General features: G+C 44.1%; 15 protein-coding genes and 1 riboswitch. Of the genes, 7 read left to right on the top strand and 8 right to left on the bottom strand.

Annotated features, from left to right (window positions below; all coding sequences use genetic code 11):
* Positions 1-53 precede the first annotated feature (53 nt).
* Positions 54-872 (top strand): NAD(P)-dependent oxidoreductase, encoded by an 819-nt coding sequence (locus JO154_RS13990; protein WP_291946501.1) that lies wholly within the window; start codon positions 54-56, stop codon positions 870-872.
* 85 nt (positions 873-957) lie between these two features.
* On the opposite strand, the gene JO154_RS13985 is transcribed toward JO154_RS13990, so the two are convergent.
* The 8 genes from JO154_RS13985 to JO154_RS13950 form a co-directional block, all read right to left on the bottom strand.
* Positions 958-1,749, bottom strand: a complete 792-nt coding sequence (locus tag JO154_RS13985) for a PhzF family phenazine biosynthesis protein (protein ID WP_291946498.1) — start codon at positions 1,747-1,749, stop codon at positions 958-960.
* A gap of 90 nt (positions 1,750-1,839) precedes the next feature.
* Positions 1,840-2,775 (bottom strand): hypothetical protein, encoded by a 936-nt coding sequence (locus JO154_RS13980; RefSeq protein WP_291946496.1) that lies wholly within the window; start codon positions 2,773-2,775, stop codon positions 1,840-1,842.
* An 11-nt stretch (positions 2,776-2,786) separates the two neighbouring features.
* Complete coding sequence (locus tag JO154_RS13975) at positions 2,787-3,938, bottom strand: DUF5074 domain-containing protein (RefSeq protein ID WP_291946494.1); 1,152 nt, start codon at positions 3,936-3,938, stop codon at positions 2,787-2,789.
* A gap of 3 nt (positions 3,939-3,941) precedes the next feature.
* Positions 3,942-5,960 (bottom strand): TonB-dependent siderophore receptor, encoded by a 2,019-nt coding sequence (locus tag JO154_RS13970; RefSeq protein ID WP_291946492.1) that lies wholly within the window; start codon positions 5,958-5,960, stop codon positions 3,942-3,944.
* 109 nt (positions 5,961-6,069) lie between these two features.
* Positions 6,070-6,278: riboswitch (cobalamin riboswitch) on the bottom strand.
* Positions 6,279-6,413: 135 nt separating this feature from the next.
* Positions 6,414-7,721 (bottom strand): hypothetical protein, encoded by a 1,308-nt coding sequence (locus tag JO154_RS13965; protein WP_291946490.1) that lies wholly within the window; start codon positions 7,719-7,721, stop codon positions 6,414-6,416.
* Complete coding sequence (locus JO154_RS13960; RefSeq protein WP_291946488.1) at positions 7,712-8,464, bottom strand: ABC transporter ATP-binding protein; 753 nt, start codon at positions 8,462-8,464, stop codon at positions 7,712-7,714. The genes JO154_RS13965 and JO154_RS13960 overlap by 10 nt, the downstream gene beginning before the upstream one ends.
* 129 nt (positions 8,465-8,593) lie before the next feature.
* On the bottom strand, positions 8,594-9,400 hold the full coding sequence (locus JO154_RS13955) for a ThuA domain-containing protein (protein ID WP_291946486.1): 807 nt from the start codon (positions 9,398-9,400) through the stop codon (positions 8,594-8,596).
* Positions 9,401-9,558: 158 nt separating this feature from the next.
* A complete protein-coding gene (locus tag JO154_RS13950; RefSeq protein ID WP_291946484.1) occupies positions 9,559-9,744 on the bottom strand; it encodes a hypothetical protein in 186 nt (61 codons plus the stop codon).
* 125 nt (positions 9,745-9,869) lie between these two features.
* Here JO154_RS13950 and JO154_RS13945 point away from each other — a divergent pair, with 125 nt between their 5' ends.
* The 6 genes from JO154_RS13945 to JO154_RS13920 all read left to right on the top strand — a co-directional run bounded on the left by JO154_RS13945 (position 9,870) and on the right by JO154_RS13920 (position 13,550).
* The gene (locus tag JO154_RS13945; RefSeq protein ID WP_291946483.1) at positions 9,870-10,631 is read left to right on the top strand and encodes a helix-turn-helix domain-containing protein; all 762 of its coding nucleotides are present in this window, start codon (positions 9,870-9,872) and stop codon (positions 10,629-10,631) included.
* A gap of 79 nt (positions 10,632-10,710) precedes the next feature.
* Entirely contained in the window at positions 10,711-11,058 is a 348-nt protein-coding gene (locus JO154_RS13940; protein WP_291946481.1) for a hypothetical protein, read from the top strand.
* 102 nt (positions 11,059-11,160) lie between these two features.
* On the top strand, positions 11,161-11,550 hold the full coding sequence (locus JO154_RS13935) for a hypothetical protein (RefSeq protein ID WP_291946479.1): 390 nt from the start codon (positions 11,161-11,163) through the stop codon (positions 11,548-11,550).
* A gap of 168 nt (positions 11,551-11,718) precedes the next feature.
* Entirely contained in the window at positions 11,719-12,072 is a 354-nt protein-coding gene (locus tag JO154_RS13930) for an S-adenosylmethionine decarboxylase family protein (protein ID WP_291946477.1), read from the top strand.
* Between the two features lies 1 nt (position 12,073).
* A complete protein-coding gene (locus JO154_RS13925; protein WP_291946475.1) occupies positions 12,074-13,363 on the top strand; it encodes a DUF4178 domain-containing protein in 1,290 nt (429 codons plus the stop codon).
* Positions 13,344-13,550, top strand: a complete 207-nt coding sequence (locus JO154_RS13920; RefSeq protein ID WP_291946473.1) for a hypothetical protein — start codon at positions 13,344-13,346, stop codon at positions 13,548-13,550. The genes JO154_RS13925 and JO154_RS13920 overlap by 20 nt, the downstream gene beginning before the upstream one ends.
* Position 13,551 lies beyond the last annotated feature (1 nt).

Here is a 13,551-nt window from a genome sequence, read left to right as displayed (position 1 = left end):
AAAGAATGCTTAAATTCCTGACAGCATTTTTCATTTCTTTAAAGCAGCCAGATATGACATACCAACAACGTACGGTTTTTATTACGGGAGCGAGCAGAGGAATTGGTAAGGCGATTGCCCTGAAGCTTGCCGCAGGAGGCGCCAACATTGTGATAGCCGCGAAAAGTGTAGAGGAAGATCCCAGGCTTGGAGGAACTATTCACAGTGCAGCCGCAGAAGTGGAAGCTCACGGCGGAAAAGCACTGGCAGTACAGGTAGACATCCGGGATGAAGCCCAAATTGCGGAAGCTGTTGCCAAAGCGGTGGAACGGTTTGGTGGCATTGATGTAGTCATCAACAATGCCTCCGCCATTCAATTGACCAATACCCAACAGACCAGCGCCAAAAAATTTGACCTAATGCACGACATCAATGTGCGCGGTACTTTCCTCGTCACCCAACACTGTCTCCCTTATCTTAAACTAGGTAAGAATCCGCATATCCTGACCTTATCGCCCCCTATCAATTTAGCGGCCCATTGGCTAGGACCACATGTAGCATATACCATCAGCAAATACAATATGAGCATGCTCGCTTTAGGATGGGCTGCAGAACTGGAGCAGGATGGCATCGCCTCGAATGCCCTCTGGCCGGCCACTACTATTGCTACTGCCGCAGTGAAAAACCTCCTCGGCGGAGATGCCCTGGTGAATATGAGTCGCACTCCCGATATCATCGCCGATGCCGTTTATTATATTCTCAATCAGCCGTCTATTTCCTATACCGGTCATACATTGATTGATGAAGAGGTGCTACAATCCGCTGGGGTAACGGATTTCAGTAAGTATGCCGTAAAACCGGGATCTAGACTGCAGAAAGATTTATTCCTGTAAAATTATTACTAGCAAAAAGCGCAAAGGGAATAATGGAGAGACACCATTCCCTTTGCGCCTATTTATGTCTACTGCGTATTAACGCTTATAAATTATACCAGCCGTCTACCACGGTTACTGCCTGCCCAGAGATATCTACTCTATTGCCACGTAATCCTACTTTCAAGATACCTCCTCTTGGAGAAACCTGGCGTGCATCGAAGTCTGTTTTATTAAGCACCTGAGCGTAATATGGGACTAGACTGCAATGTGCAGATCCGGTTACAGGATCTTCTGGAGAGCCGCCATGATTCATGAAGAACCTGGACACGAAGTCGTACGGCTTCCCTGTGTCTGCAAGCGCTGTGATGGTAATTCTATAAGGTTTCAGCGTTTCCGCATTCGGCGAATATTCTCGCACCTCCGCTTCTGTAGGCAATACCACGAGGTAGCCGCCTGAATTCGTAGCCAAGACCTCCTTTGCACGAGGGAACAATGCCGCCATAGGGCCATGGTGCTGCATAGGCGTATTTTCAATTGCTGGGAAATTCAACGTGATCCAACCATCTTCTCCTTTGGTAGCGGTAAGTAGGCCACCAGCGGTATGAAAGCGGATCGTTTCATCTGCCAGCTTCATCGCTGATTCCCATAGTACGTGTGCACTGGCCAGCGTGGCGTGCCCACAGAGCTTGGACTCTTCGCCATTAGGAAGGAACCAGCGCAAGATGTAATCGCCATGCTGTGCCAATAAAAAAGCAGTCATAGGCAAGTTGTTTTCCTTTCCTATGCTGCTTAATATTTCGTCGGAGGGCATGGTATCCAGCAGGCATACTGCAGCCGGATTTCCTTTGAAAGCTTCGCCGGTAAAGGCATCTACATGGAAGAATCTGAATTGCATGTCGAGGTTTTTTCTACTGCAAAGATTTAAAAAATCAGCTAAGTAAAACAGATCCAGATTCAGTTTAATCGACCATATCAGTTTGCCGTACTACTGCTGTTTTAATGTCAGATCAGTTACGCCAGTCACTTCCGTAGATACTTCTCCCAACCAGCCTGCTTCTGCACGCATACCAGTGTACACCTTAATGAATTTGATATTTTTCAGGTTTACTTTTTTACCGGATTTATCTACAGCCCAACTGATTTTAATTTTAGCATTGTCGTTATCATTTGCCCAGTTGTCGGCATAACCGAAGGACAGTGCCGGACTCACCCAGTTTACGCCAGTACCAGAGAGATCTTTCACGTTTTCTGCAGAGAGCAGGGAGCCGGTGAAAGTGATGCTATCCCCTTTCCACTGCGGATAATAGCTTTGGCTGTGGTAGATATTTTTAGAGAGGTAACCGGATCTACCTATGTTATCTTTCCAACGGATGTAAGTCGTATCGCTGAGATTATTATCTGTTTTGGAGGGTGTAGCTATTTTCTTTTCATCCGGTTTGAAATAGGTAATTTGGTAATTCCGGATCGTCTTGCTGCTGTTATATTCAGAGCCAGCAATCTCATACCATTCATCATCTGGTTTACCGTTGTTATTCGTATCTGCGGACACCAGGATGATACCAGGTTCCGCCCAGTTAGTGAATGCATTGCCTTTCACCAAGAAGCTGTATTGATCGTCCACATTGGGGATGGCATATTGCATACCCAACACGATATAACCGCCGTAGCCACCCAGGCACACGAAATTGTTATTGTCTAGGGAGGTTTGTGCTTTCGCGATTAAGTCTTGATCGGAATTACCGGCTACCCATTCTGGCGCCTGGTTGATAAACTGACCGGGAGCAGGCTGATAATCCAGCACCATAGCCCTGTTGGTGGTATGTGGCGGATCTACTGGCGTCACATTGGTTACCGATTCTTTTTTAGAGCAGGCAGCCAATAATGCCAATCCGGCCACCATCCATAATTTCGAGTTCTTCATGATGCGTTCTTTTATTTTTTAACAGGGATAAATGCAATATGTCCGGGGATATCTCCAGTGATCACCGACCATTTCAATTGGCCGGTACTGGTATAGCAAAATAGTTTTCCGGGAGAGATATAATCTTTAGCATCGCCTACCAAGATCTCTTTCGTAACGGGGTTTACCGCCACTGCATAAGGCATTTTGATTTGCGCGTCGGAGCCGTCTGTGATGAAATTTTTATTCAACACTGTTTCCGTACGGACATTCAGCATGTTATAAGAAATCTTGAAACTGTTCGTATTATAGCTAAACTCAGAGCCATAGAGATAGGCCGTGTCTCCCGATATCCAGATATCGCTGGTAGGTAAATCAAAATGTTGAACTACCTCATCTGTTTTAGTGTCGATGCGATACAAGGAAGACGGCACTTTGCGATAATCGCCACGGGAAGAAACATAGATATCACCGTAGGCATCTGCTTTCAAACGATGCAGATTTATGCCTGTATTGATTTTCTTCACCTCGGTGAATGTGTTCAGGTCGATGACAGAAACGGTGCTATCATAGTTGGGCACCCGATAGCCGCCAGAATTGGCCACATATAGTTTACCATTTACTACCGCCATTTCTTCCGGTTGAAAGCCTACCGTCACTTTACGGGTTACTTCCAATGTAGCCGTATCCACTTCCGCCACAAAGCCAATAGGCGCGTTTACATCCAATTGCACAGGGCCCGCATATGAACTCACATAGGCCTTACCGTTAGCAAACACTACATAGCGGCAATTCAGGATATCAATCTGTTTAATACGTTTGGTGGTAGCGGCATCCATCACTTCCACTTTATTGGAAACATTGATCACCGCATACAACTTACCGCCATAGATCTGTACATCATTGCCTACATCGCCGAGTTCCTTTACCACATTGGGATTGATGGTAGCGTAGATATTTTTATGATAGATACCAGTGGTATAATCGAAATAATCCAAGGTGGCTTTATTACTACCCATATTGCCTTCATTCAGCAGATAAAAACCAGCTACTGCTGCATTCGGAACGGGCGTTGTAACGGGTGTTTCCACGGGAGGAACAATTTGATCCCCTTTACGGCAGGCATACAGCAGTAGTGTAGCCAACAGCGTTAGAGATAGCAATGTCCGGGAATATTGGATCATACTTTAAATATTGATGGTTAGAATTACTTTATAGTTTCGACCTGGCATTGGAAAACTCTGCACCACATCATAGTATTGGTTCAGTACATTGTTGACCATGCAAGTGGCTTTCAGCATCCATTTATGCCAGGTAATGATGCGCGATAATCCGATATCACTGGTATACCAAGGCTGTACATAGTTTTCCGGTATGTTGGTTTTAGCGTTATATCTTTCCCCGGTATAGATCTGGCTGAAATTCAGTTGCCAGGCTTTATAGTCGGCCTGTAGGATAAAGGAGCCGCTGTGTTTTGGTATATAAACGATCTGATCTTCGTAATAGATATCGCCTGGATTGGTAAAGTCTTGCGCGCGTTGAAAGGTGTACACCAGTTTTGTAGAGAGACGCGTGTCTTCCGAAACCTCCCAGTCTGCTCTGGCTTTGAGATCTATGCCTTTGATTTTTACCAGGCCGATATTACTCATCTGCCAGCGTTGAGGGTCTGTGGTAGGCACGGCTACTATTTTATCTTTCACTTGGCTGAACCAAAAATCCAAGTCCAATCCAAAATGCTTTATGATGGAGGAGATCGGGGTCATATACCAACTGTAACCAGCGTCGTATTGGGTGGCAAATTCCGGCTTTAAGGTGGCGATGCCGATTTCCTGGTAGTATAAATCATTCAGGGTAGGCATGCGGAAGATCCGCTTGTAAAAGCCTCTCAGCTTGAACTCAGGGTTAGTCCCAGGTTGCCAGGAAAGATATATGGCCGGAGTGAACTCCTGTTTGGAAGGAGCCGGCATATTGATTTTATTATCTTCATTCACGATAGTACCCAGCATACTAAGTTGTGTGCTAAACTTGTTAAAGTTCAAGCTGGTAGCGGCTGCCACCAAAGTCGTATAGCGGATAGGATGCGCTAATTCATTGCCAGATCTATCAAAAGAACGTAGCGCATTCCATTGGAAATCGCCAGAGAGCGCGACGGTCCACCATTTATTGATCGTATACTGGTTTGCGGAAGAAAAGTAATATTCTTGTTGACGGTAAGTATTATCCACCATCAGCAAAGCCGTATCTGGCTGGGAAAAGCGGTTGTAATTGCTGGTGTATTTGGTATTGAGTTGCAAGCTATATTTATCCGTCACATCTTTACGGAAGGTACCTTGGAAAAAATAATCTCTATCCCACTGGCGATCCACGTGGCCAAAAACATTGTTGACTACAAACCCTGGAATACCGCGCTCCGACTGATAAAAATAACCTTTGGCAGACCATTCGCCGTGTTGTAGTTGGCCGTTAAAACCACCTTCTATCCTATAAGCGTTGATGTCTCCATTTTTTCGTATAGCCGTGGTATCATAACCTTTAGCTTTGGCATATCGGAATTTGTATTGACCGTTAGCGTTCACCCATTCTGCGCTGAGATTAGCGGTAACATGGTTACTGATTTTCTGTTGCCAGAGAATAGAAGGATTAAATAATCCAAAAGAACCTGTTTTAATGGTAGTACGGAAATGTGTTTTTTCTCCTTCGGCAAATGTAGGTTTGATGGTAGTGAGATAGATGGCGGTTGCAGCAGCGAAGTCTTTCGCAGTTTGGAAGATATTACTTCTTTGGCCGTTGTACATGGAAATCTCTTCCATGTTATCCAGGGAGAACTTGCCCAAGTCTACCGTTCCGTTCTGGGCATTGCCTAGTTGGATACCGTCGTAGAAAACGCCGGTTTGGGTGGTACCCATACTGCGGATATCCACGGTTTTGAGTCCGCCGATACCGCCATAGTCCTTCAGTTGCACGCCGGCGAAAAAACGGAGAGCATCTGCCACGGAGTTGCCGCCTAATCGTTTCAGCTCTTCGCCTTGTAGTTTTTGACCGGGCACAACTTCTTTGCCCACTTTCAGTGCGGACACGGCCACTTCTTTCAAATCTTTTGACGCCACACTGTCTTTCTGCTGTGCGGAGGCGGCTATAGCCGTTGCTACGAACATCACATGCAGAAATCCTTTCGTCAGAGAACTAAGTAGTTCTTTGAAGTACATAAACCAATCTGTTAATTGACCACTTAACAGCTTTCTTAGAGAAATGGAAATAGTATGAATACAGTACGTCTGTACCGGATCATCATTCCGAGCCTCATTCCACGAAAGCTCAAAAATCAACACGTATGGCAGGTATTCTGACTTATCTCTGCGCTGGCGGCCTTCCCATTTCTTTCGAAACAGTGACCTGTGATGGATTGCCAGTGCATCATTGATGAGATTTACAGCAGCGGGACTGTCCGGGATTTGCACCCGAGTTCCCTTTTAATCAATGCTTAGCAGATTTGTAAGCATTGAACCATAACATTTTTTTGTATAAATCAAGAAGGAATAGACTTTAACCCTCTCCCATCCCAATTTTAACGGGGCAAATATAGATCAAAAGTTCCATGGTTGCTAAAATATATTTAGCTGGTAAGTGGAGGGGGGCTAATTCAAGGAGGCTATGGGGGCTTAATGAAACAATTTGTGATAGAGTCCGATTCTTGTATCGCTGTAAAATTTATTCATCCCTTTCATCAAGGCAACAGCAATGATCAGGTACAAACCACCAATCAGGTAAAATATCGGCGAGTATGTGGCAAGATACATAGCGGTGCAAATAATTATGGTACAGAAAGCGGCCACTGTGGAGGTGTTCACACTCATACTAAATCCTTTACTGACATAGAACGGAAAGAGTAAGGACCAATAATATGCTAATACGCAAAGGAGTATCACGGAAAAAAAGTAAGAGATAATAATCACCGGGCCTAGCTTGTCATTTGCCAAGTAGAAAATACTTGTAATGAAACAATCTATCGCTAAAGGCACGGCTATTAGTCGCAATTGAAACCTCCAAATTAAAAACCCACTGGGATTTGCACGGTCTAATGTAAACCAGTAATTCCTTAACATGCCCCAGGAATTATTGAAACAATAGGTAAACAGGTATGCCGGTGAGGACAGCAGCATAATGATAAACAGCATATCTCCTGGTCCTTTCTTTTGGATCTTGATGGTAAACAAGATCATAAATACTGATTTCAATATCAGCGCTGCAAGGACCGACACGCGCACTGCTGGTGCGTTTAAAAGGACATTAATGCCCAGATGCTCACTGGTAACACCTTGCTTACCTGTATCATCATATTCACTCACCACCTCTTCCATCATAAAGCTCACTAGTAAAATCACTACCAGCACCGCCAAAGCTGTTTGTGGAAGTTCATAGTTAAATTGCCATAGCAGCATAATAATCGTGGTGGCTATAGGTACCAAACAGCCTAATAGAAACCTAGTATAATGCAGTATTCTCTGTTCAAAAAAACATTGCACTACTCTCCTGCTAATGATAGCAACACATAGCCAGGTAATCCAAATGCATGCATCCTTCCAATGATAGAAAGGAAAAATCAACAATAAACAAATGAATAAAATAGCGTTCAGGAAATTGAAACATAATATTTCATCCAAGATATTAAAGGCATGCCTGAAGATAGCAGACTTAGGATGATATTGTAATAGGCGTTTACGAAAGGGTATATACTGCGGTATAAATTTTCGGATAATGGTCAGTAAAATGAGTGTGCCAAAAATGATGTGCTTTATACTTGCTGGAGATATCTGACTGTTCAATGGCCCCGTCAGGAGATGCACTATGAATAAGGAATAGCTGGTGGTAGCGAGATAAAGCAAAGAAAATATGATGCCCGACTTATTATACTTCCAGTTGAAGAAGGCATTGATCTTAAAACGCAGATGCAGTAATACTAGTCCCATTGCATTACAGTTGAGCTATCATTTATTTTCAGTTTCTCCATGAGCGACTGACTAATACTTTGACTATGATTCTTCGTGAAATCAGCCAGTGATGCATTGTATTGGATGCCTGATTCATCCAAAATAATAATCACCGGGTTGAGGGCCTCCAAATATTCCAAATTGTGAGAAGAGAATACAATGGTGCGTTGCTCATTCAAATAACTGGATAAAAAATTGCATAACTTCTTTCCAGATATGGGATCTAGTGTTGAGAAGGGTTCGTCTAACAAGAGGAATTCGGGCGAATGTAAAATAGCACCTGCGAAGGCTACTTTCTTCTTCATGCCGCTGGACAAGGTCGCCATCCGCTTCCTTAATACTTCCTGGTAATCCTCAAAAAGAAAGTGCATGATTTTTTCCTTTCTCTCCTCCAGTATTTTGGGTACTACCTCATACAATTTGCCTATAAATTGGAGGTATTGCTCCGCAGAAAGTTCCTCCAACAAATGAAGAGGTTCACTTAAATATCCCATACGTTTTTTGTAGGCCGACGGTAATACAGGAAAATGATGACCATCATAAGTGATGGTGCCTGCATCGGCCATTATAAATTGCATGAGTAAATTAAAAAGCGTAGATTTTCCTGCGCCGTTAACGCCAAGTATACAATAGCAATTTCCTTGGTTAAAATCAATACTGACTTGGTCTAACACCGTTTTCTTACCGTATTTCTTGGTGGCATTATTTACCGACAACTGCATAGATGGCTATTTTCCAAAGGAAAAAAATAGTTGAAAGAAAGACCCTCTGTCAACTTGGGTTACATCTAGTAAATATATCACCATTCAGATATATTTCAATAGTAAAAATTCGACATTCTTACGCCAAGGTTATCTAACACGGGTACTGAGTAACCAGCGGAAAGCCTGTAGGATCAATCTATTCTGGTCAGGTGAACTGAAAGTAGAGGATAATCCGGTATCGGTTTGGTAATTCATGTCGTTGTGGCCCATATTGATGTACACCATACGGTATTTTTTGTTTGTCCAGACCACTGGATAATAGCCGCTATGCCAGACTTCAGCGGGTTTGGGGCCAGTCCCCAAGGGAAAACTGCTACTGTCAATGGCTAGTAGGATGTCTATATCCGGATTTTTACGCAGGTCGTTGCGCCAACGGTACCACTCGTTGGGCGCACTCCCGAAAATAGCCGGTAGGCCTTCTGTGACCGGATGTTGGGCGTCTACTACGCGCAGGTATGCACTGGTAGGCCTCCAGGTATTACTGACATAAGATCCGCTGCCGAGGAACTTTTCATGATACCAATCCCAATTGGCAGGGAATTCGGATGGTGTGAGTGCAAATGCAGAGAAGTGAAAACCTAGCCATGCGCCACCATGTTCCATATAATACTGGAAAGCGGCCCGCTGTGCCGGTTTCTCGGGTCTGGTATCCAGGAAGATGACAACATCATATTTCCGGAGGGTGTCCCGGTTTAGGCGATCCCAGTCTTGCGTACTAAAGTACTGATAGCCATAAAATTTCATGTGATTGGTAAAGAATTTATTCGCTTCTTTCACAAAATTGATATGTGCCTGGTCGTTTGTACCGGTATAGAAAGCGATAGCTTTAGGGAGACGCTGGCCGCTCAGGGCTTCTGCGAGCAATAGCAGCAACGGAAGGAGCAGTTTCTTCATAGGTGCTAAAAATAGCTATCTCCTTTTTAAATTCCTATGCTGACGTAGTAAAGAAGTAGGCATAAAAAAACCAGCGCCCTGGATACGGCTGTGTCATCCACGACGCTGGTTGTTTTGGTGTAATGATGAAAGCTATTGTTGGTAACCCGGAGCGGAGGCTAGTGTCCACCCTTACGTTTTGACTGGTGGCCTTTTTCGGACATACCATGTTCCAATTTATCTGGATTGTCCTGCATGTTCCGGGCGGTGTTCTTACGATGTTGTGTTTTGCCAGGTTCTCTACCCATGGCTCTTTCACGATGTTGTTCCGAATGTTTTCCGGAAGCATTCCCTTTATGCATCATGATCTTGAATTTTAAATGTGAACAAATGAGCTTTAAAATTCTTCATTAAATTTCCTCAAATTTCCAATACGTTAGTATTAAAGCGGTGTTAATTAATATCTTCATAGGATAATTTTAGCATTACGATGAATATCCGGCACTTTCCGCCTTCCAGCAGATTACAACCTTATATTTCCGGCTATATGATCATTAGCAGTGAATCTGGCCGGATCAATACGGTATTGCCTGATACTACCTTAACCCTTTCATTTCGGTTAGACGGACAAGTAGATCATGCGTCCACAGCCCTTTCGGATACCAATATTGCCGGCATTCGTAAAGGCCCACAGCAAATGGCGTATCATGACAAAACGCGTATCCTACTGGTAACGCTGAAACCCGGTGCAGCGGCTGTCTTCATACCAGCTCCCCTACATCTACTTAGTAGCCAAGTGGTTGCTATGGCGGATCTCTTTCCTCCTGGTACGCTTCATGCCATCTCTGATCGTTTACAATCAGCCACCACCGATATTCTACGGGTTCAATTACTGGACAAATGGTTATACAGTATCATTCAGCCTCAACAACAGGACCCACTGATCCTCGCTGCCATAGCGCATATCAGGGATGCTGCAGGACAATTGAAAATACGCGATCTGGCCACCCAACTGCATATCAGTAGAGATCCTTTAGAGAAAAGATTTCGTAGCATGGTGGGCACTAGTCCCAAGCATTTTGCTGCCATTGTACGCTTCCGAGCTGTCATCTCCCGATATCATCCTAATCGCTCCTTTACAGACCTTGCTTATGAAGCCGGTTATTTCGACCAGGCACATTTCATTCGGGATTTCCGTTTGTTTACCGGACAAACACCACAGGCATTCTTCAGCCATACACCCGAGTGGTGAGCGTTTTTATAAAAAATGATTTTTTACAATTCCAGGGATGGCATTGCTGCTAGCTTTGCTGACATAAATAATCATTGCTATGAAAGAGTATGTATTTTTTGTAAGAATTAATCCGGAAGCATTGTCTGAAGCGGACCTGGCTACTATTCACGCAGGTTGGGATGAAGTAGTGGAAACATGGAAAGCAGGTAATCATTACATCTATGGCATCCCAGTGGTACAGCCTGGGATGGTAGTAGGTGCTGAAAATAGCGCTGCGGGCGTAGTACGCGAAAATGGGAACCGGCTGGTAAGCTTTATTCATATGTCTGCCGAAAATGATGAACAAGCTATACAGTTGGCCGCTATGGCGCCGGTATTGCAATTTGGCGGATCAGTGGAGATACGCATACCACAGCGTACAGTAGCTGATGTAACTGTCAATTAACGTTTTTGGAAAAAAATGCGGGCAGGGCTTCCTCATCAGGGAAGCCTTTTTTGCTGCGAACAAATGTTGAATGCGGGTTGTTGAAAGAAGAAATAACCTTACATGAAAAGATTATTCCTGCCCTTGCTGGTGACACTGTTGCTGACCGGATATACTTCCAGATCTCAGGAAAAAAGGGACTATATCCGCATCATGACAGATTCCATGAAAGTAAATCTTTCACTCACCGATGAGCAATACACGAAAGTATACGACATCAATAAGAATTTCTCCGACCGCATGTCTACCCTACGAAAAGACAATCAGTTGCCGCGGATGGAGAAAGGGAAACAGATGCAGCATCTCAGCCATGAGCGGGATTCCTCGCTGAAAGTTGTACTGACGCCACAACAATACACCACCTATGAAACCAACAAAAAAGAGCGTCGGGAACAGGCAAAAGAAAAATACAAAGAGCGTAAAGAAGAAAAAGAAATGAAAAAACAAGAATAACCATCAACGATAAGTCCTATAGTGAATATATAAACGGATATGGCTTCTCTCAGTTGTATCCGTTTTTTTTGTTAAATTTTGGCATGTATTATGCATATTTGAGTTCCTCCAGATTCTTTTATAATCAGGAGAGAATTTATATCTTGCCCACACAACATTATCTCTACTATGGAATATCAGCCGGGATTACATTTGCTGACCACATTGTATACCGATAAATCTGAATTACTGCAGCACAGCGCCAACTGGAAGAATTTTATCCAGGAACAGATCAGCAAATACCAATTGACCGAGGTAGGCCAGGCTATTCATGACTTTCCCACGGGAGGGTTTACCGCAGTACATTGCCTGACGGAATCTCATATCTCCATCCATACCTGGCCGGAATATGGGCTATGTACCTGTGATGTTTTTCTGTCCAATTTCAAAAAGAACAACGACAATACCACGCAATCCATTATGGCGGCGATTCATGATTTCTTTGAAACGCATCGTCATGAATCCCACATGCTAAGAAGATAATATGCCACACTACAATTGTTCCGGCTGTCATCAACCCTTTGAGATGCAGTATACCGGTGACGGTTTTTATGGTTGCCCGAATTGCCATTCCTTGCTCCGTGTCAGAAATGGCGATGTTAGCAGCACTATTGCTATGCAAGGCGCTCATCGGAAGCAATGGATCCAAATAGGAACGGAAGGGACCCTACATGGTGAAAAATACCGCATCATCGGGTATATCGAGCGCCTGGAATCAGGTACCGTTTATTACTGGTCGGAGTACGTAATGCAGCGACTCCGCGATAATACCACCGTTTTCCTTGCGGAATATGGCGGCCATTGGAACTTGATGGAGCCCATACCAGACAAGCCTTTCACGAATGTAAAGGTGGCACAGTCGACCAAAACCTTGCTATACCAGGATAAGGAATTTCAGGCATTTAGCCGGTACTCCGCCAAATATACCTACATCGTGGGGGAAATACCCTGGGAGCTGCTTTATAAAAAAGCGACCAAGTGTGTAGAGTTCATTCGTCCGCCCTACATGTTGGCCATAGAAATGGCGGAGCAGGAAAATCATACCCACGAGTTTGATACCTTCCATGGCACCTACATCTATCCGGCTGAAATCAGAAAAGGCTTTTTGAATGGCAAATACCCCCCTCGCCGTGAGGGCGTGGGGCCTACGCAGCCTTTCTCCCGATTTCTCCGCCCTCGTCAATTCGTATATGGGACACTGTTATTCTGTTTGATTGCCATCCTGTTTTCGCTGTATAGCAATGGCAGCAGGAAAAATATAGAAGTATTCAATCAAAAATTAGTCATCGACAGCTCCGCTATTTCCAATAAACAGATAGTTAGTCCGAGTTATAGTCTGGATGCCGATTACAGCAACCTGGAAATTGAATTTTACTCGGATGTAAACAACAACTGGGCTGCCCTGGATTTAGCGCTGGTGAATGAAAATACCGGTAAGGAATATGCCTTTGGTATGGAGTCTTCATTATACAGAGGTGTAGAGGACGGTGAATCCTGGTCGGAAGGAAGTGCCTATCAGAAAGCATTTATATGCGGCGTAACACGCGGTACTTACCATTTTGTAATGTCTACCAGTGGAGAGCCGCGTAATGGCTATATCTCCGCCAATGTATCCGCTAAATATGATGTACCTACTTACTGGAATGAAGTCCTGTTATGTATTATACTCGGGGTTGCCGCCATCGGTTTGCTATGGTGGGAATCAAAATTTAATGAAGAACGCTGGTTTGCGTCCAACATAAACTTCAAGTTATATGAAGACCCTTCTGAATAAATTTCCTTTTTCGTGGAAACAAGATTGGCTCACCATTGTGGTGATCGGCGGTTTCCTTGGCCTGTTACTGGTGAGCAATGTATATGGCTACCGAATTTGTAACTGTACCAGTACTGAAAAATGGGAACCTGGGAAAGCCCATGGCTCCCGCAGTCATAGCGGCGTTCATTATTTCTATCACAAATAAT

Origin of the sequence: Chitinophaga sp. (genome assembly GCF_019236475.1) — a bacterium.
GTDB lineage: Bacteria > Bacteroidota > Bacteroidia > Chitinophagales > Chitinophagaceae > Chitinophaga.
Note: the sequence above shows the minus strand (reverse complement) of the source record. Positions and strands in the feature narration are given on the sequence as shown.